The organism is Candidatus Pelagibacter bacterium nBUS_36, from assembly GCF_051201215.1.
GTDB lineage: Bacteria > Pseudomonadota > Alphaproteobacteria > Pelagibacterales > Pelagibacteraceae > Pelagibacter.
On sequence record NZ_CP172839.1, the window covers coordinates 198,376 to 223,770 of the forward strand.

At 30.7% G+C, this 25,395-nt stretch carries 22 protein-coding genes and 1 other RNA gene; 17 read left to right on the forward strand and 6 right to left on the reverse strand.

The features are described 5' to 3' along the window. Positions 1-5 precede the first annotated feature (5 nt). Positions 6-1,088: a chorismate synthase gene (gene aroC / locus ACIJYI_RS01045; RefSeq protein WP_435114278.1), complete on the reverse strand. Its 1,083-nt coding sequence runs from the start codon at positions 1,086-1,088 to the stop codon at positions 6-8. A 33-nt stretch (positions 1,089-1,121) separates the two neighbouring features. Between aroC and pdxH the strand changes: the two genes are divergently transcribed. Then, entirely contained in the window at positions 1,122-1,748 is a 627-nt protein-coding gene (gene pdxH, locus ACIJYI_RS01050) for a pyridoxamine 5'-phosphate oxidase (RefSeq protein WP_435114279.1), read from the forward strand. Here the strand turns inward: pdxH and ACIJYI_RS01055 are convergent. Continuing rightward, positions 1,745-2,758, reverse strand: a complete 1,014-nt coding sequence (locus ACIJYI_RS01055) for a polyprenyl synthetase family protein (protein WP_435114280.1) — start codon at positions 2,756-2,758, stop codon at positions 1,745-1,747. The genes pdxH and ACIJYI_RS01055 overlap by 4 nt on opposite strands. Before the next feature lie 116 nt (positions 2,759-2,874). Between ACIJYI_RS01055 and ACIJYI_RS01060 the strand changes: the two genes are divergently transcribed. The 4 genes from ACIJYI_RS01060 to ppdK are packed head-to-tail and all read left to right on the forward strand — an operon-like array spanning position 2,875 to position 9,282. Then, complete coding sequence (locus ACIJYI_RS01060; RefSeq protein ID WP_435114281.1) at positions 2,875-3,681, forward strand: S49 family peptidase; 807 nt, start codon at positions 2,875-2,877, stop codon at positions 3,679-3,681. After that, on the forward strand, positions 3,671-4,543 hold the full coding sequence (locus ACIJYI_RS01065; RefSeq protein WP_435114282.1) for a glycine--tRNA ligase subunit alpha: 873 nt from the start codon (positions 3,671-3,673) through the stop codon (positions 4,541-4,543). Before ACIJYI_RS01060 ends, ACIJYI_RS01065 begins: the two co-directional genes overlap by 11 nt. Beyond that, the gene (gene glyS, locus ACIJYI_RS01070; RefSeq protein ID WP_435114283.1) at positions 4,544-6,610 is read left to right on the forward strand and encodes a glycine--tRNA ligase subunit beta; all 2,067 of its coding nucleotides are present in this window, start codon (positions 4,544-4,546) and stop codon (positions 6,608-6,610) included. It abuts the gene before it with no gap. Further along, positions 6,610-9,282 carry a pyruvate, phosphate dikinase gene (gene ppdK / locus ACIJYI_RS01075; RefSeq protein ID WP_435114284.1) on the forward strand — a complete coding sequence of 891 codons (2,673 nt, stop codon included), beginning with the start codon at positions 6,610-6,612 and terminating at the stop codon, positions 9,280-9,282. Before glyS ends, ppdK begins: the two co-directional genes overlap by 1 nt. Position 9,283: 1 nt before the next feature. Here ppdK and ACIJYI_RS01080 read toward each other — a convergent pair whose 3' ends face one another. After that, positions 9,284-10,873 (reverse strand): glucosamine inositolphosphorylceramide transferase family protein, encoded by a 1,590-nt coding sequence (locus ACIJYI_RS01080; protein WP_435114285.1) that lies wholly within the window; start codon positions 10,871-10,873, stop codon positions 9,284-9,286. 7 nt (positions 10,874-10,880) lie between these two features. After that, complete coding sequence (locus ACIJYI_RS01085; RefSeq protein ID WP_435114286.1) at positions 10,881-12,245, reverse strand: PQQ-dependent sugar dehydrogenase; 1,365 nt, start codon at positions 12,243-12,245, stop codon at positions 10,881-10,883. Positions 12,246-12,399: 154 nt separating this feature from the next. Here ACIJYI_RS01085 and ACIJYI_RS01090 point away from each other — a divergent pair, with 154 nt between their 5' ends. Further along, positions 12,400-12,678, forward strand: a complete 279-nt coding sequence (locus tag ACIJYI_RS01090; protein WP_435114287.1) for a c-type cytochrome — start codon at positions 12,400-12,402, stop codon at positions 12,676-12,678. Between the two features lie 6 nt (positions 12,679-12,684). On the opposite strand, the gene ssrA is transcribed toward ACIJYI_RS01090, so the two are convergent. Further along, positions 12,685-12,985, reverse strand: a transfer-messenger RNA (tmRNA) gene (gene ssrA, locus ACIJYI_RS01095). A 4-nt stretch (positions 12,986-12,989) separates the two neighbouring features. Between ssrA and thyX the strand changes: the two genes are divergently transcribed. Beyond that, positions 12,990-13,937: an FAD-dependent thymidylate synthase gene (gene thyX, locus ACIJYI_RS01100; protein ID WP_435114288.1), complete on the forward strand. Its 948-nt coding sequence runs from the start codon at positions 12,990-12,992 to the stop codon at positions 13,935-13,937. Here thyX and ACIJYI_RS01105 read toward each other — a convergent pair. After that, on the reverse strand, positions 13,918-14,793 hold the full coding sequence (locus ACIJYI_RS01105; RefSeq protein ID WP_435114289.1) for an Mrp/NBP35 family ATP-binding protein: 876 nt from the start codon (positions 14,791-14,793) through the stop codon (positions 13,918-13,920). The genes thyX and ACIJYI_RS01105 overlap by 20 nt on opposite strands. On the opposite strand from ACIJYI_RS01105, the gene hflK reads away from it, so the two are divergent. From hflK to ACIJYI_RS01155, 10 genes are all read left to right on the forward strand, one after another. Beyond that, complete coding sequence (gene hflK, locus ACIJYI_RS01110; RefSeq protein ID WP_435114290.1) at positions 14,794-15,897, forward strand: FtsH protease activity modulator HflK; 1,104 nt, start codon at positions 14,794-14,796, stop codon at positions 15,895-15,897. Next, on the forward strand, positions 15,898-16,767 hold the full coding sequence (gene hflC / locus ACIJYI_RS01115) for a protease modulator HflC (protein ID WP_435114291.1): 870 nt from the start codon (positions 15,898-15,900) through the stop codon (positions 16,765-16,767). A 10-nt stretch (positions 16,768-16,777) separates the two neighbouring features. Next, positions 16,778-16,972: a DUF2065 domain-containing protein gene (locus ACIJYI_RS01120; protein ID WP_435114293.1), complete on the forward strand. Its 195-nt coding sequence runs from the start codon at positions 16,778-16,780 to the stop codon at positions 16,970-16,972. Continuing rightward, positions 16,965-18,374, forward strand: coding sequence for a Do family serine endopeptidase (locus tag ACIJYI_RS01125; protein ID WP_435114295.1), 1,410 nt, complete (start codon positions 16,965-16,967; stop codon positions 18,372-18,374). Before ACIJYI_RS01120 ends, ACIJYI_RS01125 begins: the two co-directional genes overlap by 8 nt. Before the next feature lie 2 nt (positions 18,375-18,376). Then, entirely contained in the window at positions 18,377-19,285 is a 909-nt protein-coding gene (gene miaA, locus ACIJYI_RS01130; RefSeq protein WP_435114296.1) for a tRNA (adenosine(37)-N6)-dimethylallyltransferase MiaA, read from the forward strand. Between the two features lie 52 nt (positions 19,286-19,337). Next, positions 19,338-21,098, forward strand: a complete 1,761-nt coding sequence (locus ACIJYI_RS01135) for an acetolactate synthase 3 large subunit (protein WP_435114298.1) — start codon at positions 19,338-19,340, stop codon at positions 21,096-21,098. Then, positions 21,098-21,646, forward strand: a complete 549-nt coding sequence (ilvN, locus tag ACIJYI_RS01140; protein WP_435114299.1) for an acetolactate synthase small subunit — start codon at positions 21,098-21,100, stop codon at positions 21,644-21,646. Before ACIJYI_RS01135 ends, ilvN begins: the two co-directional genes overlap by 1 nt. A 15-nt stretch (positions 21,647-21,661) precedes the next feature. Next, the gene (gene ilvC, locus ACIJYI_RS01145; RefSeq protein WP_435114300.1) at positions 21,662-22,684 is read left to right on the forward strand and encodes a ketol-acid reductoisomerase; all 1,023 of its coding nucleotides are present in this window, start codon (positions 21,662-21,664) and stop codon (positions 22,682-22,684) included. A 104-nt stretch (positions 22,685-22,788) separates the two neighbouring features. Then, positions 22,789-24,357: a 2-isopropylmalate synthase gene (locus tag ACIJYI_RS01150; protein ID WP_435114301.1), complete on the forward strand. Its 1,569-nt coding sequence runs from the start codon at positions 22,789-22,791 to the stop codon at positions 24,355-24,357. After that, positions 24,357-25,391 carry a rod shape-determining protein gene (locus ACIJYI_RS01155; protein ID WP_435114302.1) on the forward strand — a complete coding sequence of 345 codons (1,035 nt, stop codon included), beginning with the start codon at positions 24,357-24,359 and terminating at the stop codon, positions 25,389-25,391. Before ACIJYI_RS01150 ends, ACIJYI_RS01155 begins: the two co-directional genes overlap by 1 nt. Positions 25,392-25,395 lie beyond the last annotated feature (4 nt).

The following is a 25,395-nucleotide window of genomic DNA, read 5'->3' on the forward strand; positions in this document are numbered from 1 at the left end:
TAATTCTAGCTACATTGAGCTTTGTTCATTAGATAGTGATCTAATAAAACACAATTCATCATAGCCTCTCCAACAGGAACGGCTCTGATGCCTACACAAGGATCGTGTCTTCCTTTAACAGAAATAGAAGTATTTTTTCCAAATTTATTAATAGTTTTTCTAGTTGTTAAAATTGATGATGTCGGTTTTACAGCAAATGAAGCAATAATCTCTTGACCACTTGATATACCTCCTAAAATCCCTCCAGCATTATTAGAGTTAAATTTTAATTTTTTACCTTTTTGAGAAATTTCATCTGAGTTTTGTTCTCCACTTAAATATGCGGAGTTCATTCCAGCTCCAATATTAACTCCTTTGACAGCGTTTATACTCATTAATCCTGATGCTATATCAGAGTCCAATTTTGAATATATAGGTGCGCCTAATCCTGCAGGTATTCCTCTTGCTCTTATTTCAATTATAGCACCACAAGAAGACCCAGATTTTCTAACACCTAACAAATATTTTTCCCAAAGTTTAACCATTGATTTGTCAGGACAAAAAAATGGATTTTTAGCAATTATTTTATCGTTCCATTGATTAGTGTCACATCCTAAAATCCCTAGTTGGGTAACAGCTCCAATAACTTTAAAAGTTTTACTTAACTTTTTTTGTAAAACTAATTTTGCTATTGCACCAGCTGCAACTCGAGCAGCAGTTTCTCTTGCGGAAGATCTTCCACCACCTCTATAATCTCTTATTCCATATTTTTTAAAATAAGTTAAATCAGCATGTCCTGGTCTAAATTTATCTTTTATTTTACCATAGTCTTTTGACCTCATATCTTTGTTATAAATAATAAGAGAAATAGGTGTTCCAGTTGTTTTTCCTTCAAATACTCCAGATAGTATTTGCACTTTATCATCTTCTTTTCGTTGAGTTGTAAATTTTGACTGACCTGGTTTTCTTTTATCCAATTCTACTTGTATATCTTTTTCATTAAGATTTATATTAGGTGGGCAGCCATCAACTATGCAGCCAATAGCTGGACCATGGGACTCACCCCAGGTTGAAAAACGAAATAACTTTCCAAAAGTATTAAATGACATTATTTATATTATATAGATTATTTTGTTTAAATTATGAATCAAAAAAACTCACTTGGCCTTAATAACTGTTTTTTGGATCTAGAAGATCCTATTCAGCTATTTAAGATATGGATGGAAGAAGCTGAAAAATCAGAACCTAATGATCCTAATGCGCTTTCATTAGCCACATCTAATAAAGATAATTCTCCATCAGTAAGGGTAGTTTTGTTAAAAGAATTTAATCAAAAGGGATTTGTGTTTTATACTAACTTGAACAGCCAAAAAGGAAATGAATTAAAAGAAAACCCCAAAGCTGCAATGTGCTTTCATTGGAAAAGTCTTTTAAGACAAATAAGAGTTAGTGGAACAGTTATTCAGGTAACAGATGAAGTTGCTGATCAGTATTACAACTCAAGAGGTTATGAAAGTAGGATTGGGGCCTGGGCCTCTAAACAAAGTAAAGAATTAGACAGTAGAAGTGAACTCATAAATTTAATTAGAGAATTCAAACAAAAATATAATGATGTAAATAAAGTTCCGAGACCTAGTCATTGGTCTGGATGGAATTTATCTCCAACAAGTATTGAATTTTGGTTAGATGGAGACAGCCGAATTCATGAAAGATTAAAATATACTAAGGATAAAAGTGGAAATTGGATTAAATCTTTATTAAATCCTTAAAAATTTCTTCCTAAACTAAATGAAGTAAGGCTTTTAAGTATTTCTTTTTCTTTAGAGTCCTTAAATACCACTAATGAATTTGAAGCAAGATTTATGTAATGTCGAGCTTTTTGATAACATTCTTCAATAATGTTATATTTTTTTATGATAGTAATTATTTTTTTAAAGTCATCACTATTTCTTGTATCCTTTTTAAACAACTCAATTAACAATTTATTTTCATTAAAATTTATTTTTTGAAATAGCAAGATTATAGGTAAAGTAATTTTTCCTTCAAAAAAATCTTGACCAACTTTTTTTCCAAATAATTTTAGATCAGAATTATAATCAAGAGTATCGTCTGCAATTTGAAAAGTAAGCCCAAGATTTCTACCATAAAATTCAAGAGCATTTTTTTCTTTTGTATCAGCATCTGATAAAATTGCGCCCACCTTTGTTGCAGCCGCAAATAGTTCGGCAGTTTTTGCCGAAATGATTTTCAAATAAGTTTCTTCAAGCATGTCTACTTCACCTTTATGCTGAAGTTGTAAAACTTCACCTTGTGCAATCTTAGAGGAGGTTGATGATAATAATTTTAGTACTTCTAAATTACCATCTTCTACCATCATCTCAAAGCATCTACTTAACAAGTAATCACCAATTAAAACAGAAGAATGGTTATCCCATATCTTGTTTAAAGTTTTTTTTCCTCTTCTTACGACACCTTGATCAATTACGTCATCATGCATCAACGTTGCGCTATGAATTAATTCCACACAAGCTGCAAGATTTACGTCTCTAGAACCTTTGGTGTATCCACATAGTTTTGCGGCTCCTAATGTTAAAAGAGCTCGTAGTCTTTTACCCCCTGTTTCACTATGATAGTTAGTCATTTTTTGTACCAGCTCAACATCACTAGCTAATTTTGATTTTATTTTTTCTTCAGTTAGAACAAGTTTGTCTTCAACTGAGTTTTTAAGTTGAAAATAAGAGTCATTTATCTGGTTTTTAAGCTGTACTACAGTTCCCATAATCAGTTTAAATTAATATAATTAACTTTTATATATTACTTATCAATTGACGCACCTGTTTCTTCAATTATAAGTAGGATATATATATTCAATTATTAATTCTATAAGGAATAACAATGTTCTCTTTTTTTAAAAAGAAAAAGACTGTAGCTCATGTAAAGTTAAGCGGAGTTATTGGAAATGCTGGGAAATTTAAACAAGGAATTGATTTTGCTGGACAAGAAGAGCTGATAAAAAAGGCTTTTTCTCTTAAAAAAGCTGCTTGTGTTGCTATTACCATTAATTCTCCTGGTGGATCACCTGTTCAGTCACACTTAATTTATAGTTTAATAAGACAAGAGGCTAAAAGAAATAAAAAAAAAGTAATTATATTTGCAGAAGATGTGGCAGCATCAGGAGGTTATCTTATTTCATGTGCTGGTGATGAAATTTATGCGAATTCAAGTTCAATTATTGGATCTATAGGAGTGATTTATTCATCATTTGGGTTTACAGAATTAATAAAAAAAATTGGTGTAGAAAGAAGAGTTCATACTGCTGGTAAAAACAAAAGTACACTAGATCCTTTTCTAGAGGAAAAAAATGAGGACATTGAAAGATTAAAAAGAATTCAATTAGATTTGCATAAAGATTTTATAGATGTAGTAGAAAAAAGTAGAGGGTCTAAATTAAATAAATCTGAAGTTGAGCTTTTTTCAGGAGAATTTTGGTCAGGCAGTAAAGCAAAAGATTTAGGACTAATAGATGGAATTGGGAATGCTCATCAAGTTTTAAAAGAAAAATTTGGAGATGATGTAATTGTTAAAAAGTTTGAAAAAACTAAAGGTTGGTTAAGTCAGAAACTTTCGTCTTCAAATAACCATGTAGATCAACTAGCTAACATTCTAGACGAAAGGTCAATTTGGCAAAGATATGGCTTCTAAAACAAAAAAAAAAATTCAATCATTCCAAGAAACAATCTTAAACCTTCAAAAATTTTGGAGTAAAAAAGGATGTATTGTTTTGCAACCTTATGACATGGAGGTTGGAGCAGGAACATTTCATCCAGCAACAACTCTTAGATCATTGGGGCCAAAACCATGGAAGGCTGCATACGTTCAACCATCAAGAAGACCTACAGATGGAAGATATGGAGACAATCCTAATAGATTGCAGCACTATTATCAATTTCAAGTTTTGATTAAACCTTCACCAGTCAATATAAAAAAATTGTACCTTAATAGTTTGTCAGTAATAGGCATAGATCATAACGAGCATGATATTAGATTTGTTGAAGATGATTGGGAAAGTCCAACGCTAGGTGCTGCAGGTTTGGGTTGGGAGGTGTGGTGTGATGGCATGGAAATAACTCAATTTACTTATTTTCAACAAATGGCAGGTTATGAATGTAAACCCATTTCGGTTGAAATTACTTATGGTTTAGAGAGAATATGTATGTTCACTCAACAACAAAAAAATGTGTATGATCTTTTATGGAACGATGATGGTGTTAAATATCATGATGTTTTTCATCAAGCAGAAAGAGAATTTTCAGCGTATAATTTTGAACATGCAAATGTTGATAATTTATTAAAGATTTTTGATATGCATGAGTTGGAGGCAAAATCTTTAGTAGAAAAAAAGATATCATTGCCTGCATACGATCAATGTTTAAAAGCAAGTCATGTATTTAATATTTTAGATGCAAGAGGCGCAATAAGTGTAGCACAGAGAGCTGGATATATAGGTAGAATTCGAGATATTACAAAAGCAGCCGCAGGTATATGGCTAGATAGTCAAAGCTAAATGTCAGAATTTTTTTTAGAATTATTTAGTGAAGAAATACCTTCATCCCTTCAAAAAAGTTTAAGAGAAAATTTATTATATAGTTTTAACGAATTGTTTGCAAAAAAATCTATTTCTTTTAAAAAAAGTTCATCATATTCAACACCAAATAGATTGATAATCGTATTTGAAGGTCTTCAAAAAAAAATTGTTTTAAAAGCTGAAGAAGTTAAAGGACCTAGCGTAAATGCCCCTGAAATGGCGTTGGAGGGATTTATGAGGTCAAATAACATACTCAAAAAGGACCTTATAAAAAAAAAGAATGAAAAAGGAGAATTTTATTTTTTTAAAACAAAGTCAAAAAAACTTAATACTCACAATCTATTAGAAGAATCTATACCTTTAGTATTGCAAAAAATACAATGGAAAAAATCAATGAAATGGGGTGAATTTGACTTAAATTGGGGCAGACCTCTAAAATCAATACTAGCTATATTTGATAAAAAAAAATTAAATTTTTATTTTCATCACTTAATTTCATCAAACTCAACTTTTATAGACAAGGAATTTGAGGAGAAGAGAAAAATATTTAACAGTTTTAAAGATTACAATAATTTTTTTAAAAAATTAAGTATTACTATTGATCAAAATCATAGAAAAAATTTAATAGAAAAAAAATTTAATGAAATTACAAAAAAGAAAAATGTAACAATTGAAAACAATCCAAAACTACTTGATGAAATTGTTGATTTATTAGATCAACCAAATGTGATTTTATGTGAATTTGATAGAAAATTTCTTAATATTCCAAAAGAAATTTTGATCATCACTATGCAACATCATCAAAAATATTTTCCAACTTTTGATAAAAAAGAAAATATTACAAATGAATTTTTAGTTGTAACCAATAAGCAAGATAAGAGTGGTCTAATAAAACTAGGAAACGAAAGAGTTGTAGAAGCTAGATTAAGTGATGCAGAATTTTTTTGGCAAAAAGATAAATCGCAAAATTTAGTTAAGAGAGTTTCAAGTCTAAAATCTATGAATTATTTTAAAGGTCTCGGAACATATTTTGACAAAGTTCAAAGAATGAGAAAGCTTGGTGGAATGCTTTCAGATGAATTATTAATCAGCAAAGAGAAAGTTGAATTATCTTCATCTATTTGCAAAGTAGATTTGGTTTCTGAACTTGTTGGAGAGTTTCCAGAACTTCAGGGAATTATGGGGGGTTATTTTGCAAAAGAGCAAGGTTTTGAAAAAGATATTTGTAGAGCTATAAGCGAACAATATTTACCAGCTGGACTAAACTCAAAAGTACCAAAGAAACCATATAGTATTGCACTTTCATTGGCTGACAAATTAGACACTCTAGTTGGTTTTTTTGGAATAAACCAGAAACCAACGAGCTCTAAGGATCCATTTGCTTTAAGAAGACTTGCTTTAGGAATAATAAAAACAATAGTTGAAAATAAAAAAGATTTTAAAATAAAAGACTTAATTAGTTATTCGTCAAGTTTATACATAGAGCAAGGATTTGAATTTGAGAATAGGTTATTACAAAAAGAATTAGCTGACTTTTTGATGGATAGATTAAAATTTTACATGAAAGAAGAAAAAATTCGTCATGATATTATTCAAGCTTCAACAAGCTCTCTAAATCTTGATCAATCCGTAGTTATTTTTGGTAAGGCCAAAAGTTTAAATAAATTTATTGATAAGCCAACTGGCGTTGATTTAATATCTAGTTACAAAAGAGCCTCAAGTATATTAGATAATGAGTCAAAAGACCAAAAACTTGAATTATCAAATACAACTGATCCTGGTATTTTTAAAACAGAACTTGAAAAAGATCTATTTAAAAAAATTAATGAATTGAGAAAGTACTTTCAAAGTATTAATAAAGACGAGAATTTTGTACAATCTTTAGACAATTTAGCTGACTCTAAAAAAGTAATTTTTGATTTTTTTGATAACGTGATTGTAAACGAAAAGGATCCTGCGATAAAAAAAAACAGACTAGAACTTGTCCAAATGTTATGTAAAACATTTGATAATTATGTTAATTTTTCTTTGATTGAGGCTCACTAATGAACAAACTTATTTTAAATTTTAAATCTAAAGAAAGTAAAAAGATTAAAAATCCTAAAAATTTTTTAGGAGGTAAGGGAGCTAATCTTTCTGAGATGGGGAGAATGGGCCTTCCAGTTCCACCAGGGTTTACAATCTCAACTAAGGTATGTGAAATTTTTTACATAGATAAAAAAAAATTAAATAAAAATTTAGTAAATCAAATTAAAAAAGAATTAAAAGTAATTGAAAAAGACGTTGGTAAAAAATTTGGAGACCTTAGGAATCCTTTACTTTTGTCTGTTAGGTCTGGTGCCAGAGTATCAATGCCAGGAATGATGGATACGATTTTAAATCTTGGTTTAAATGATAAAACAGTAAATGCGTTAAAATTAAGAACTTCTAACGGAAGATTTGCCAAAGACAGCTATAGAAGATTTATTCAAATGTATGGAAATGTTGTAATGGGAGTTGAGGGCTATCACTTTGAAGAATTAATTGAAAACTACAAACTTACTAAAGGAGTTCTTTTAGATACTGATCTAGATGAAAATGACTGGGATGGATTGATTGTAGATTTTAAAAGAACTGTTAAAGAAAAAACTAAAAAGGATTTCCCCCAAGATGTTCACGAACAACTATTAGGAGCAATTAGTGCAGTATTTTTATCTTGGGAAAGCAATAGAGCAAAAGTTTATAGAAAATTAAATCAAATACCTGCTGAATGGGGAACAGCAGTTAATGTCCAATCAATGGTTTTTGGTAACATGGGTGAAGATTGTGCAACAGGAGTTGTTTTTACTAGAAATCCTTCAAATGGATTTGACGAAATTTATGGTGAATATTTAATAAATGCACAAGGAGAAGACGTTGTTGCAGGTACAAGAACTCCACAATACATAACAAAAAAAGCAAGACAGCAAGCAAAAGTCGATGCTCCATCGATGGAAGAAGTTATGCCTAAAATTTATAAACAATTACATAAAATTTTAAAAAAATTAGAAAAACATTACAAAGATATGCAGGATGTTGAATTCACTGTTGAAAATAAAAAATTATGGATGCTTCAAACAAGGTCTGGAAAGAGGACGGCAAAGTCAGCAGTAAAAATTGCGGTTGAAATGGTAAAAGAAAAATTAATTTCAAAAAAAGAAGCTGTTTTAAGAATTGATCCAAATTCGTTAGATACCCTACTTCATCCTACTTTAGATGAGAATAGCTCGATAAATGTTATAGCTAACGGTTTGCCAGCGTCACCGGGTGCTGCAAGTGGTAAAGTGGTTTTTACTTCCGAAGAGGCAGAGCGATTAACGGGTATGATGCAAGATACAATTTTAGTTAGAGTGGAGACTTCTCCAGAAGATATTCAAGGAATGCATGCAGCAAAGGGGATTTTGACTGCAAGAGGAGGAATGACAAGTCATGCAGCGGTAGTTGCCAGAGGAATGGGTAGACCATGCGTTTCTGGATCGAGTGAAATTGATATAAATTATGAAAATAAGACATTCAGAACTCAATCTATGGAAATTAAAGAAGGTGAAATTATAACGATTGATGGATCTACCGGCAGAATTATTTTAGGAAGTGTTTCAACAGTAAAACCAGAAATTTCTGGCGATTTTTCAAAATTAATGTCATGGGCAGACGAATTTAGAAAATTAAATATTAGAACAAATTCAGAAACACCCAAAGATACAAAAACAGCAAAAGATTTTGGAGCAGAGGGCATCGGTCTTTGTAGAACAGAACATATGTTTTTTGATGAAGAAAGGATTTTATCTGTTCGTGAAATGATTTTATCTAAAACTAAAGAAGACAGAGCTAAAGCACTTGAAAAACTTTTACCTCATCAAAAAAAAGATTTTATAGAAATCTTCAAAATTATGAACGGTCTACCTGTTACAGTTAGATTATTGGATCCTCCTCTGCATGAATTTTTACCAAGAACAGAAAAAGAAATTAGCGAAGTAGCAAATGTTGTTAATCTCCCAATTAAAGAAGTTGAATCTAGAATAGAAGAATTACACGAACAAAACCCAATGTTGGGTCATAGAGGTTGTAGACTTGGTATATCTTTCCCAGAAATATATGAAATGCAATGTAGAGCTATTTTTGAGGCATTAGTGGAGCTTAAAAAGAAAAAGATTAAATCAGCTTTTCCAGAAATTATGATTCCTTTAGTTTCAACAGAAGCTGAAATTAAAATAATGAAAGATTTAGTAATTAATGTTGCAAGTGACGTTCAAAAAAAACATAAAATAAAAATACATTTTATGGTTGGAACAATGATTGAACTTCCAAGAGCAGCAATCAAAGCTAAAGAAATTGCTAAACATGCTGAGTTTTTTAGTTTTGGAACTAACGACTTAACACAAACAACTTTTGGAATTAGTAGAGATGATAGTGGAAAATTTTTAAATGACTACTTGGAGAATAAAATATTCTCAATAGATCCTTTTGTATCAATTGACGAGGGGGTTTCAGATTTAATTGAAATTGCAGTAGAAAAAGGAAAAAAACAAAATAAAAAATTAAAACTTGGAATTTGTGGAGAACATGGCGGAGACCCTAAAAGTATAATGTTTTGCTCCAAAGTAGGATTAAATTATGTTTCTTGTTCACCTTACAGAGTACCTGTTGCAAGACTAGCGGCAGCACAAGCAGAGCTAGGTAAGCAAACTGTCAAAAAATAAATTATTTAAAATCTAATATAATTTTTTCATCTAATTTTGAAATATGGTGTATGTTTTTATTATTTAATACTTTTTTAATTTTTTCGTACACTTTATTTTTTATATTTTTTTCAATATATTTTTTTGTAGTTAAAAGTTTTATTTGATGAAAATTTATATCTTCTCCATAATTATCAAATCCTTGTTTTTGAGAAATTCTAAATATTTTATTTTTATCAAAAATTAATCCACCATTTCTAGACTCTGAGGAATCCATTTTAATTGGGTTTAATGAGTGCTCATGCCACTTATTCGTTAATGGTCCATTTTTAGAATAAAAAATAGATAAATCATGTGTAAAGTCACCTGCGAGAGATCTATCAATATTAGTAAATAACCACCATAGATTATTCTTTTTAAAAAGCATGCTATCTACAGCTTTAATATTTTTTTTGATAGTTTTATGAAATTTCCATTTATGTGGAAATGATATACTTTTATAAACTCTGATCTCTGAAATTTCAGAAGTATCAGGACACATATAAATATTTTTATTATACTCAAAAATATATGGAAAAGATAAATGAAATTTTTCCTCGATAATAATCTTCTTATTTCTTACAGTCTGACCGTTGTATTCTTTACAAATGATGTGACCTTTCTTTTTTATAAAGTCATATTCTTCAGCAAAACAATAAGTTTTACCTTTCTTCTTAAATAAAAAGGGATCAGCTAAAAACTTTTTTTGATCATTTATTATATAAGTAGGTTTATTTAAAGAATTAATATTAAATAGAGCTAATTTAAATATTCTTTTTCTTCCAGAGATTTTTTTCAATAAAATAAAAAATGTCTTAATTAAATACTTTATCTGATTGGTAATTTTAGGAGTTTCAAAAACTTTTCCTTTATTTCTTTTTTTAATAAATTTAAACTTTCTATTATTGTAAAAATCTAAAATTATTTTTTTTATGTAAAAATTACTTTTTTCATAAAGCTCAGCTTGATTTAATAAAAAAAAAGATTTTGTTTGAAAGAATCCATTTGAAATAATGTTTCCAAAGTCTAAAGTTTTATCGATTTTTTGGATCATAAATCCGGTCTTAATTTCTCTATAAAAAACCTCCCAGAATCCAGCTGGAGAACCGCGAAATTTTCTATAATCACCATGATGAAATGATAAAATTCCATACTTTGTGGTTTTTATTAAATCATCTGAAATTATTTCACTACACAAACGAATTAAAATATCAAACTTTTCTTTTTTAACTTTTTTGATATCTTTATTTTTGAATGAATATTTGTTACCAATCTTATATTTTTGAATTATAATTTTATCCTTAATTACTTTTCTTAAATCAATTTTTTTTAAATGACTTTTGTGAATTTGGTGAAATTGCAACAATACATTTTCAAAGAATATAATAAGCTTGAAAATAATTTTTTTAAAAATTTTTTTATTAATAAAACCTAAATCTTTTTTCTTTTCTATTGAAATAAAAGATGTTGAAATTAGTTTTTTATTATTAGATTTGATCCATCTGGCTAATTGATAGGTGTATTTGTTAACAAAGTTTCCATTAACTATTATTCCAATTTTGAGTTTTTTCATCAAACATCTAATTTTTTTTAATTATAGCTAATGAGCCACTTGTTTCTAGAAATAAAATTATTGTTTTTCTATCTTTAGATACCGCCATATCTCTTACTCGCTCGTTTAGTAAAACATATTTGTGATCCACTACCTTTTTTTTGCTTGCATCTAATAATATGTAATGCAAACCTAAATCTTTTTCTACTATCTCAGATCCCATTGCACCAACAAAAAACTCAGTATCATTTTTATCCAGAGGCACAATTTCACTAATACCAATTGAAGGAACAAAATATTTAACTGGTTCTGTAAAGCCATAATCTTTGTGTGAATTATTTAAGGGAGCTTGTTCTAATATTTCTTTAGAATAATTTTTATAATAATGTTCACCGTATGATGATATGGGCCATCCAAAATTTTTAGTTTGTTTCACGGGGTTTATATTTAAATTTATCTCATCACCACCTTTAGGCCCGTGTTCAGTCGAAATTATAAAATCATGCTTTTTACTGTAATATAATCCTTGTGGGTTTCTATGACCCATAGAGATAATTTTAGCCTCTTTTGAGATGGTATCTATATTTAGAATTTTACCAAATTCACTATTAATATCTTGAGCTAGTGGGCGGTTTCTAAATTCCCCTGTAGTTAAAAGAATTGAGTTGTCATCTTTTTTTACCATTCTTCCACCTCCTCCTTGATGTGCTAAAAATCCATGTTCATTTTTTTTATTTACACATTGAGGAGTTTCATAGAAAATTTCAAAATCTAAGAATTCTTTATTAATTTTTGATTTTATAATTTTTAAATTAAAACAATTTTGTTCTTTTTCTGTTATTAGCGAAACATAAATTAGATCATTATCAATCAAAATATCCTTTACTCCATATTGATCACTAATATAAAAATCTTCAAATTTTACCAAGCTAGTAATATTTGATCTTATTTTTTTAAATTTATTTATATTACTTAGTTTGCTTATTGCTAAGATACCATCATAGGTTACGAGAATAATTTCATTATCATTATTATAAAAATCTAAGTAAGCTGAGGCTACAGCTTTTATATTTGCATTAAACAACACATCATTTGTTTTGTATTTGCTGATAGAGTAATTATTAAAGTCTCCTAAATTCTTATCTTTAAAAATCTCAGAAAAATTAATATTATTTGGACTAATCACGTCATTAATATTTTCATTACGTTGTAAAAAATATTTTTGAACAATTGATATTTGATTATTTTTACTTTGTAGCTGCTGAGTAAGATTAAAAATTTCTTTTTTTTTTGATGCAGAATTTTGTTTATTAATTTTGTGACCTGTAATTAATGTAATAATTAAAATTATTATTAGTATTATAGGTAATCCGATGATTGATATTTTTTTCATGATAATGTTGTCTTTTAAACAAAATAACAAAAAATAACCTTTGCTATTTTTTTTATCAACTTTATATATTAATTATAATATTTAAGAATAGCTTAATGCATAATAATTTTCTAGGATTAATCAATTTAAACCATATTTTTAACATATGTAATCAATGATAAAAATTTTATTATTTGTTTCTTTGGTGTTTTTAGTAGCTTGTAGCGATAAAAATTCACATGATCGGAAGCTGGTTATTGGAAGTGAAATTTATAATAGTCTATGCAAAAGTTGTCATCAGGGTGGACAAGGGCCAAATTTATACTCAATTAAGTTAGAAATTAGCAGTATTGTAAACTCAGTAACTAATGGCGCTGGAAACATGCCATCTTTTAAGGCTTTGCTTTCAGAGGAAGAAATAGAAGCTGTAGCTTATTTTATTTTAGAAAATTAATAAAAAAGTTAGGGGCGTTCTGTTGCCAGGTGCCCCGGACCCCGTCTACTTAATTAACAAAGTTAATTAGGCAGCAAGTGCGTAACTTTCGTTAGCAATTATAAATTAGCCCGTTACGGTGGAACAATCCCGAACAAAAGAATAGCCTTTAGTCATCCGTCGAATCTAGTTCACCCCCATAAGTTGCAATGGTGGAGGTGGTGGGTACTGCCCCCACGTCCGCAATGGTTATTACGAAATTCGTTTATCGTCATAGTTGGAAAACCAACATTATTAATATAAAAGCAATTACAAGAGATTCAATAAAAATCATGAAATTAACTAGCGAACAATCACAAGAAATTAAAGAACAGCAATCTCAGCAAAATCAAACTAAGAGAGTTACGGCTCCTGCACTTGAAAATATTTTATACGAGGCAATGCCAGCATTAGATCATGGTTTTGTAAGAGTTATTGATTATATGGGTGATGACACATCAATTGTTCAATCAGCTAGGGTTTCTTACGGTAAGGGAACAAAAAAAGTTTCAACAGATGCAGGCCTGATTAAATATTTAATGAGGCATTGGCATAGTACTCCATTTGAAATGTGCGAAATTAAATACCATGTTAAGCTACCAATTTTTATTGCCCGTCAATGGATTAGACATAGAACAGCAAATGTAAATGAGTATTCAGCTAGATATTCTATTTTAGATAAAGAGTTTTATTTACCAAGTACAGAAAATTTAGCAGCTCAATCCTCAAGCAATAGACAAGGGCGAGGAGATGTTCTGGAAGGTGAACAAGCAAAAGAGGTTTTAGAACTTTTAAAAAATGATTCAGAGAGAACATATGACAATTATGAAACTATGCTTAATGAAAGATTTGATGGTTCAACTATTGATGAAAATAAAAAAGGTTTAGCAAGAGAATTAGCAAGAATGAATTTAACTTTAAATACTTATACTCAGTGGTATTGGAAAACTGATTTGTTAAATTTAATGAACTTTTTAAGATTAAGAGCTGACAGTCATGCTCAATATGAGATCAGAGTTTATGCAGATATTATGTTGGATACTGTTAAAAGATGGGTTCCAATTACTTACGATGCGTTTATGGATTATAGAGTTGGAGGAACAGAAGTTTCAGCTAAAGGAAAAGTAATTATCCAAAAACTTATTAAAGGTGAAAATGTAGATGTTGATAGTTCAGGTCTTTCTAAGAGAGAATGGAATGAATTAATGATCGCTTTCGATCTTAAAGATAAGTTGATTTAATTTTATTAGCAAAATCTAAATATATTTTTGAAATTTCATGATCAGGGCTAGCTTCAACTATTGGCTTTCCTTCATCACCACATTTTCCAACTTCTGGATTAATTGGAATTTCTCCTAAAAATTCTTTCTCAAATTCCTCTGCAGTTTTTTTAACACCACCTTCACCAAAAATTTTATATTTCTTGCCATCATCTCCAGTAAAATAGCTCATGTTGTCTACTAACCCTAAAATTTTAACTCCAAGTTTATCAAACATCTTAATACCTCTTTTAACATCTAATAAAGCTACTTCTTGAGGAGTGGAAACAATTATGGCCCCATCCATTTTAATTTCTTGTGAAAAAGTTAATTGAGTATCCCCAGTTCCTGGAGGCATATCAACGATTATAAAATCTAAATCTTTCCAATTAACTTTTTGAGTAAAAGTTTTAATAGCACTTGTTACCATAGGGCCCCGCCAAATCATGGGTGTTTGTTGATCTGCTAAAAAACCTATAGACATACATTGAATAGCATATTTAACAATTGGCTCTAGTTTTTGACCATCACTTTTTGGCTTTTCATTAATATCAAACATTTTTGGAATAGATGGACCATAAATATCCGCATCAAGTAAACCAACTTTACAACCAACTTGTTTTAAAGCTAATGCGAGATTCGTTGCAAAGGTAGATTTGCCAACTCCACCTTTGGCGCTTGAAATTGCAATCGTAAACTTTGTTCCTAAGATGGGATTTTTTGTGAATTTCCTAGGCTCTAGCTTCTTTTTCATTGCGTCACTTAGTTCAGGTTTTTTATCAGTCATATTTTCATCATTACTTGTTTTTTGGAATAAAGACACTATATACTTTGACATATGTCAGACGATTTTAAAGGCAGAGGTGGAAGTCCTTGGGGATCACCCCCAGGCGGAGGAGGAAATGGTTCTGGTAAAGGACCAACGCCACCAGACATAGATGCAATCATAAGAGATATTCAAAATAAAATTAATAAATTTTTACCTGGTGGAAGTAAATCAGGCGGAAAGCCAATTGGTTTAATCTTAATCATTTTACTTTTTGTGTGGCTTGCAAGTGGGCTATATAGAGTACTACCTGACGAACAGGGTGTTGTTTTAAGGTTTGGTAAATTTATAAAAACAACTCAACCTGGTCTTAACTATCACATACCTTTTCCAATAGAGACGGTAGAAACTCCAAAAGTTACAAAAGTTAACAGAATGGATATTGGTTTTAGATCTGAGAGAGACAGTGGATTTTCATCAGGTGGAGGAGTTGCAGACGTTCCTCAAGAAAGTTTAATGTTAACAGGTGATGAAAATATTGTGAACATAGACTTTTCAGTATTTTGGGTAATTAAAGATGCTGGTAAGTTTTTATTTGAAATTCAAGACCCAGAAGGAACTGTTAAAGCTGCAGCAGAGACAGCAATGAGAGAAGTTATTGCAAAAAGTGATATTCAACCAATTTTAACAGAAGGAAGAGCTAAAATTGAAATTGAAACACAAGATATTATTCAGTCAATATTAGACGAATACAATAGTGGTATTCAAATTACACAAGTACAAACCCAAAAAGCAGATCCACCAGATCAAGTTATTGATGCATTCAGAGATGTGCAAGCTGCAAGAGCAGACATGGAAAGATCTAAAAACGAAGCAGAAGCTTATGCTAATGATGTAATCCCAAGAGCCAGAGGGGAAGCCGCAAAAATCATGCAAGCTGCAGAAGCATACAAACAAAAAGTTGTTGCATCTGCCGAAGGTGAAGCAAGTAGATTTGTTTCTATTTATACTGAGTACGCAAAAGCAAAAAAAGTTACACAGGAGAGAATGTATTTGGAAACAATGGAGAAAGTTTTGGCTGATATTGAAAAAGTAATTATTGAAAAAAATGCAGGATCAGGAGTAGTTCCTTACTTGCCGTTACCTGAATTAGGAAAAAAAAAGGTGAGTAATTAAATGAAAGCACAAAAAATATTATTACCACTAGTAGCGGTATTAGGAGCTTTAGTTTTCTTTTCAGTATTTATTGTTAAAGAGGTTAATCAAGCAATTGTTCTTCAGTTCGGTGATCCAAAAAAAATTATTGTTGAACCTGGTATAAATTTTAAAATACCCTTTATTCAGAATGTTGTTTTTTTAGATAGCAGAATTTTAAACCTTGATACACCGCCAGCAGAAGTTATTGCATCTGATCAAAAAAGATTAATTGTAGATGCATTTGCAAGATTTCAAATTATAGATCCTTTAAAGTTCTATATTTCTGTTGGAAATGAAAGAGTTGCAAGATCAAGACTTGCAACAATTATTAATTCAAGAATAAGAAATGTTTTAGGGCAACAAGAATTACAAACTTTGTTATCAAAAGATAGATCTAAACAAATGTCTTTAATTCAAGAAGGGGTAAATACAGAGGCTCAAAAATTTGGAATTAAAATTGTAGATGTGAGAATTAAAAGAGCAGACCTTCCTCAAGCAAACAGTGAAGCGATTTATAGAAGAATGCAAACAGAAAGAGAGAGAGAAGCTAAAGAATTTAGAGCAAGAGGAGCAGAGATGGCAGTAACAATTACTTCAACTGCTGACAAAAAAGTTTCAGTTATATTGGCAAATGCTAATAAGGACTCTGAAATAATGAAGGGAAAAGGTGATGGGGAAAGAAATAAAATCTTTGCTGATGCATTTGGAAGAGATCCAGAATTTTTTGCTTTTTATCGAGCGATGCAAGCTTATGAAACAGCTTTAATTGGAGGTGACACTTCTTTAATTTTATCTCCTGACAGTGAATTTTTTAAATTTTTTGGAAATATAAAACCTAAATCAGAATAATTAATCTAGTATGAGAGAATTGATCATAGCTTTTGGTCTATTCCTTTTTATTGAAGGAATTTTATACGCCTTATTTCCATCAAAAATGAAAAGTATGTTAAAAAAATTAGAACTAATAAAGGATAGTCAACTAAGATCAGGTGGGCTAATTTTTGCAGTTTTAGGATTTATAATTATCTATTATATAAAGAGTTCATATGAATAAAATTAAGTTTATACTAATCACGTTAATTTTAACCTTAGGTTTTTCAGTTCAATCAAACTCTAAAACTGTACCAGCTTCTTTTGCAGATCTTGCTGAAAGATTAATGCCATCAGTTGTTAATATTTCAACCACTCAAACAGTTACTACAACTACTAATCCTTTCCCATTTCAATTTCCTCCAGGATCACCTTTCGAAGATATGTTTAAAGAATTTGGAACTCCTCAAGAGAGAAAATCTTCAGCATTGGGTTCTGGATTTATCATTGATGAAAAAGGAATAGTTGTAACTAACAATCATGTAATTCAAGATGCAGAAGATATTGTGGTTAGAGTTAATGGCGATCAAGAATATAAAGCTAAAGTAATAGGAGCTGATCCTTTATCAGATATTGCAGTGTTGCAATTAGAGACAAATGAAAAATTTACACCAGTTGCTTTTGGAAATTCTGACAAAGCAAGAATTGGTGATTGGGTAATAGCTATCGGAAACCCCTTTGGTTTAGGTGGAACTGTTACATCGGGAATAATTTCGGCAAGAAATAGATCAATTGGTCTTTCAAGATATGAAGATTATATTCAAACAGATGCATCTATAAACTCTGGAAACTCAGGAGGACCATTATTTGATATGGATGGTAATGTCATAGGTATTAATACAGCAATTCTTGGAAGAAATGGTTCAATTGGAATAGGTTTTTCTATCCCATCAAATAGCGCAACAATTGTAATTGATCAATTAATTGAATTTGGTGAAACTAAAAGAGGTTGGCTTGGAGTTAGAATTCAAGAAGTGTCTCAAGAAATTGCTGATATAGAAAAATTAGATGAACCAAGAGGAGCATTAGTTGCAAGTGTTGCTGAAAATAGTCCATCGGCAAAAGCAGGTATTAAAGCAGGTGACATTATCTTGGAGTTCAACGGAGTTGGCATTAAACAAATGAAAGAGCTGCCAGCAATTGTTGCAAAAACAAAAGTTGGAACAACGGTAAAAGTTAAAATTTGGAGAGATAAAAAAGAATTAATTAAAAATGTTTTGTTAGGAAGGTTAGAAACTTCAGATGATTTTAAAGTAAGTGAAAAACAGTCTGAAATTCCTAAAGATTTAATTATAGAAGACTTGAAAATAACAGTAAGAAAATTAACGAAAGAAGATATCAAGACTAGAAAACTTCCAAATCAGACGATGGGATTAGTTGTAACCAAAATAGGTAATACAAGTCCATTACGTAATTCAATAAGTGAAAACAGCATTATTGTTGAAGCACAAAAGACAAAAATTAAAACTGCAAATGATTTAGAAAAAATTGTTAAAGGTGTCTTAAAGTCTAATCAAAAAACAATATTATTTGCTATATACAATACCCAAAATCAAAGAAGATATATTGGTGTTAAGCTAGACTAGCAATGGATTTTAAATCCAAAATTATTTTAATTTCTGGACCTACAGCCTCTGGTAAATCAAATTTTGCCATTAAACTCGCAAAAAAAATTAATGGTGAGATTATCAATGCAGATAGTATGCAAGTTTATAAAGAACTTAAAATTTTATCAGCTAGGCCAGATCCAAAAACCTATAAAAGGATAAAACATCATTTGTATGGTTTTCACAATGTTAAGAAAAATTTTTCAACTGGTGATTGGTTAAAGTTTGCAATAAAAAAAATCAAAGAAGTGAAAAAAAAAGATAAAATACCAATTTTTGTAGGTGGTACTGGACTGTATTTTAAAGCATTATCAGAAGGATTAGTAAATATTCCAAATATTCCAATTCGATTTCGAAACAAAATAAGACTAGATCATGAAAAATTAGGCCAAAAAAAATTTTATCAAAAATTATTAAAGCTAGATATTATTTCAAAAAATAAAATTAATCCAACTGATGCTCAAAGAACAATCAGAGCATATGAAGTAAAAAAATTTACTAAAAAATCTCTTCATGATTGGTTCAAAAATACAAAGTCTTTGTTTAAAGAAGACGATTTTTTTAAAATTTATATTGATTTTCCACGAGAGGAACTAATTGAAAGAATTAGCAAAAGAACAAAGTTAATGATGAAATTGGGTGCAATAAAAGAGGTCAAAAGATTTATTAAATTAAAAGTTAAGAAAGATAAGAGCGTCAATAAAGCAATCGGTGTTAGTGAAATTAAAGAATACTTGAATAATGAAAAAGATCTCCAAGAAACTATAGAAAAAATATCAATAAAGACTAGACAATACGCCAAAAGGCAAAGTACATGGGCAAGAGGTAACATGATCAACTGGTTTAAACTTCAGCCGCTCAAGATTAATAAATTTTTAAAAAATATTTAAATAAGTCATTCTAAAACTTGACCAATGAGTACAACTTCAGCTAGATTGCGAAATGCCAAAATTATATACAGGAGCAGAAATTGTTTTTAAGTGTCTTGAGGATCAGAAAGTAGAACATATTTTTGGATATCCTGGTGGAGCAGTTCTGCCAATATATGATGAATTAAAAAATCATTCATCTATTAAACATATTTTAGTTAGACATGAGCAAGGTGCAGGTCATGCAGCAGAAGGTTATGCACGATCATCTGGAAAACCAGGTGTAGTTCTTGTTACTTCTGGCCCAGGTGCTACTAATGTTGTTACAGCTTTGACAGATGCATATATGGACTCAGTTCCTATGGTTTGTATTTCAGGTCAAGTCCCAACTCATTTAATTGGAACAGATGCATTTCAAGAATGTGACACAACTGGAATCACGAGACCATGCACAAAACATAATTGGTTGGTTAAAAATATTAATGACTTACCAAGAATAATACATGAAGCTTTTGAGGTTGCGACAACTGGTAGACCAGGACCTGTACTAGTTGATATTCCAAAAGATATTCAATTTGCAAAAGCAAAATATACAAATCCTAAAAAGAAAAAAGAATCAAAAAATAAAAATAGATTTAATCAAAAAGACATTGACAATTTAATTGAGCTAATGAATAAAGCTTCAAAACCTATTTTTTATACTGGTGGTGGTGTAGTAAATTCAGGACCAAAAGCAAGCGAATTACTTAGAGAGCTAGTTTCTTTGACTGGATTTCCAATTACCACAACTCTTCAAGGGTTAGGTTCTTATCCAGGAGACGATAATCAATTTTTAGGAATGCTTGGTATGCATGGAACTTATGAAGCAAATAATGCAATGCACGATTGTGATTTATTGATAAATATTGGTGCACGATTTGATGACCGAATTACTGGCAAGATAGATGAGTTTTCACCAAAATCAAAAAAAGTTCATATTGATATAGATCCATCATCAATAAATAAAATTATTAAAGTAGATTTACCAATTGTTGGAGATGTGTCAGATGTTATTAGATCTACAATTAAAACATTAAAAAAGAAAAATTTAAATTTAGAAAAATCTAATAAACAAAAAACTTCAAAATGGTGGCAACAGATTCAAAAATGGAGAACAAAAGACTCTTTAAATTTCATTAATAGTGAAAAAATTATTAAGCCTCAACATGCTGTTCAAAGATTGTATGAATTAACAAAAGATCAAGATACATTTATAACTACTGAAGTTGGTCAACATCAAATGTGGGCTGCACAACATTATAAATTCAACAAACCTAATAGATGGATGACTTCAGGTGGATTAGGGACTATGGGATATGGATTACCAGCTGCTGTAGGTGTGCAAGTTGCTCATCCTAAAAAACTTGTTGTTGATATAGCTGGAGAAGCTTCAATTTTAATGACGATGCAAGAGATCTCAACGGCAGTTCAATATAATCTACCTATTAAAATATTTATTTTAAATAATCAATACATGGGGATGGTAAGACAGTGGCAAGAACTATTACATGAAAAGAATTATTCTGAAAGCTATTCAGAGGCTTTACCAGATTTTGTAAAATTAGCTGAGGCCTATGGTTGTGTGGGTATTAGAGCAGAAAACCCAGACGAATTAGACGAAAAGATACAAGAAATGATCAATATTGATAGACCAGTAATATTTGACTGTCATGTAGATCAAGCAGAAAACTGTTTTCCAATGATCCCGTCAGGTAAACCTCATAACCAGATGTTGCTAGGTCCTAAAGATCAAGAAGAAAATAAAATAACAGGAAAAGGTAAAGCATTAGTTTAATGGTAAAATCTAAATCAGCTTACAGTACCCCAAGTAAACTAAGTAAATTAGAAACTCATATAATTGTGGTTTGGGTGGATAATGAAGCAAGTGTTTTATCACGTGTGGTAGGTCTTTTTTCAGGAAGAGGGTACAATATAGAGTCACTTGCTGTTGCAGAAGTTGATCAAAAAAATAACCTTTCAAGAATTACAATTGTGACTACTGGAACTCCAGAAGTAATTGAGCAAATAGTTCTACAATTAAAAAAATTAGTGCCAGTTCATAAGGTAGGTAATTTTAAAAGAGATGATAAAAATGTGATATTTAAAGAAATGGCATTGTTCAAAATCGTTGGAAATAAAGATAAAATTAAAAAAGCTATAAATGCTTGTAAAAAATTTAATCCAGTTATATTAGATCAATCAAAAAAATCAGTTGTAATACAAATTACAGGTTTACGAAGAGAAATAGATAAAATGTCTAAAAATTTAAAAACGCACGGTCTTATAAGTGTCTCAAGAACTGGAGCGGTGGCAATGACTAGAGGCGCAGAAATATTTAATTAATTAAGGAGAAAAAAAATGAAAATGTTTTATGAAAAAGATGCAGATGTAGATTTAATTAAAAGCAAAAAAGTTGCAATTTTTGGTTATGGAAGCCAAGGACACGCTCATGCTTTAAACTTAAAAGATAGTGGGGTTAAGGAAATAGTTGTAGCTCTTAGAGAAGGGTCATCAAGTGCTGCGAAGGCCGAGTCTAAAGGATTAAAAGTTATGAATTTATCTGATGCTGCTGCTTGGGCAGATGTTGTAATGATCTTAACTCCTGATGAATTACAAGCTGAAATTTATAAAAATCATATCGAGCAAAGAGTAAAAGAAGGAACAAGTATTGCATTTGCTCACGGATTAAATGTTCATTATGATTTAATTAAAGCTAGAAAAGATTTAGATGTTTTTATGGTAGCTCCAAAAGGACCTGGACATCTGGTTAGAAGCGAATATGAAAAAGGTGGTGGAGTACCGTGTTTGTTTGCAGTTCATCAAGATGGCTCAGGTAAAGCAAGGGATCTTGCTTTATCATATGCATCTGCTGTTGGTGGTGGTAGATCTGGAATAATTGAAACTACTTTTAAAGATGAAGTTGAAACAGATTTATTTGGTGAGCAAACTGTTTTGTGTGGTGGCTTAGTTGAATTAATTAAAAATGGATATGAAACTTTAACAGAAGCTGGTTACGAACCAGAAATGGCATATTTTGAAACAGTGCATGAAGTTAAATTAATTGTTGATTTAATTTATGAGGGTGGAATTGCAAATATGAACTATTCAATTTCTAATACAGCAGAATATGGAGAATATGTTTCAGGACCTAGAATTGTAAATAAAGAAGAAACTAAAAAAAGAATGAAAGAAGTTTTAACTGATATTCAATCTGGAAAATTTACAAAAGAGTGGATGGACGAATGCAAAAATGGTCAAAAGAATTTTCTTGCAACAAGAGCGAAATTAGCTGAGCACTCAGTAGAAAAAGTAGGTGCTGAACTTAGAGCTATGATGCCTTGGATTGGAAAGAAAAAATTAGTTGATAGTGATAAGAGTTAATTTTTACTAAAGACCTGAATCGATCACTTATTGTAACCAAAATATAACATTTATTTTGCAATCTCTCTTATAGATTGTATTATAGATTTTCTAAAATTTTGGTTATGAGCGATAAAGATAGAGTTATTATATTTGATACTACAATGCGAGATGGTGAACAATCACCAGGCGCATCTATGAGTTTGGAGGAAAAAATCCAAATAGCAAGAGTATTCGATGAATTGGGAATTGATATTATTGAGGCAGGATTTCCAATCGCATCTCCAGGTGATTTTGAAGCAGTTTCTGAAGTAAGTAAAATTTTAAAAAACTCTATTCCAGCTGGTCTTTCTAGACACTCTGTAAAAGATATCGATAGAGCTTATGAAGCTCTAAAACATGCTCCAAGATTTCGAATTCATACTTTTATTTCAACAAGTCCTTTGCATATGAAGCACAAACTTAACATGTCACCTGAAGATGTTTATGAGTCTATCGGAAAACATGTTGCTTATGCAAGAAAATTTACTGATGACGTTGAGTGGTCTTGTGAAGATGGAACAAGAACTGACATGGACTACATGTGTAAGACTGTAGAATTGGCAATTAAAAGTGGAGCAACTACAATAAATATTCCAGATACTGTTGGCTATACAATTCCATCTGAGTTTACTAAAATTATTTCAATATTAAAAAATAAAGTACCAAACATTGATAAAGCAATTTTATCTACACATTGTCATAATGATCTAGGATTAGCAGTTGCAAATTCTTTGGCAGGTGTTCAAGCAGGTGCAAGACAAATTGAATGTACAATTAATGGTTTAGGTGAAAGAGCGGGTAATGCTGCTTTAGAAGAAATAGTAATGGCTATTAGAACTAGAAATGATTTAATGCCTTATTCAACTGGGATTAAAACAGAATTATTAAGCAAAGCATCGAAAGTTGTATCAAATGCAACATTTCCAGTTCAATTTAATAAAGCAATTGTTGGAAAGAATGCATTTGCACATGAAGCAGGAATTCACCAAGATGGAATGTTAAAAAATAGAGAAACTTATGAAATTATGACTCCTGAAAGTGTAGGTGTTAAAAAAACTTCTCTTGTTATGGGAAAACATTCTGGAAGACATGCCTTTAAGGAAAAATTAAATGACTTAGGTTATGCAGATGTTACTGACGATGTAATTCAATCAGCTTTTGGAAAATTTAAAGTTTTAGCAGATAAAAAAAAACATGTTTATGATGATGATATAATGGCTTTAGTTGATGACAGTCTTATTACAGATAATCAAATAAATGCAATTAATCTAAAATCATTAAAAGTATTTGCCGGAACAGGTGAACCTCAAAGAGCGGAAATGACTTTAGATGTTTATGGAGAAATCAAAAAAACATCCGAAACAGGTGATGGACCTGTAGATGCTATTTTTAAATGCATAAAAGTATTATACCCTCATGATGTCAAATTGCAGTTATATCAAGTTCATGCAGTAACAGAAGGAACAGATGCACAAGCGACTGTTAGTGTTAGAATTGAGGAAAAAGGTAAAACAACTGTTGGTCAAGCAGCAGATACTGACACATTAGTAGCTTCTGCCAATGCTTATTTAAGTGCATTAAACAAAATGATTATTAAACGAGATAAAACAGCTCCAATGGAGCAAGAAAGCAAAAAGGTAAGAGGGATATAATGGGATTATTTGATAGTGTAAAAAAAATATGGAGCCAAGATATGGCAATTGATCTTGGAACAGCAAATACACTTGTTGTTTTAAAAGGCCAAGGGGTAGTTCTTAACGAGCCATCTGTTGTTGCAATTGTTGATCAAGGTGGAAAGAAAAATGTTCTAGCGGTTGGAGATGAAGCAAAAACTATGCTTGGTAGAACGCCTGGAAACATAAGCGCTATAAGACCCTTAAGAGATGGTGTAATTGCTGACTTCATTGTAACTGAAGAAATGATTAAACACTTTATAAAAAAAGTTCATAAAGGAAGTACATTTGCTAATCCGAGAATTTTAATTTGCGTACCAACAGGATCAACTCCTGTTGAAAGAAAGGCTATTCAAGATAGTGCACTAGCAGCGGGAGCTAGAAGAGTTCAATTAATTGAGGAACCAATTGCTGCAGCAATTGGTGCGGGGCTTCCAATTTCAGAAGCAACAGGGTCAATGGTTGTTGATATAGGTGGTGGTACTAGTGAAATTGCTGTTATGTCTTTAGGTGGTTTAGTTTATTCAAAATCTTTAAGAGTTGCGGGTGATGCAATGGATGTTGCTATAGTTAACTACATGAGAAAAGAATATAATTTATTAATAGGAGACACAACTGCTGAAAAAATAAAAAAAGAAATGGGAACAGCCATAGCAACTGGAAGTAATACATATCCAGTAAAAGGAAGAGACCTTAGATCGGGAACACCGAAAGAAGTTAATATTACAGAAGAAGATACAGCTGAAGCTTTAAATGACATTATGAAAGAAATGGTTAATGCTATTAAAGATGCATTAGAAAATACTCCTCCAGAACTATCTGCTGATTTAGTAGATATGGGTTTAACTTTAACAGGTGGTGGAGCTTTATTAAAGAATATTGACAAGAGGTTTTCCAAAGAAACAGGTTTACCAGTACATATCGCAGATGATCCTTTATCTTGTGTTGCAGTTGGTACAGGTAAAGCTTTGGATCAGGAAGAAACTTTTTCCACTATGCTATCTGAATATTAAAGAC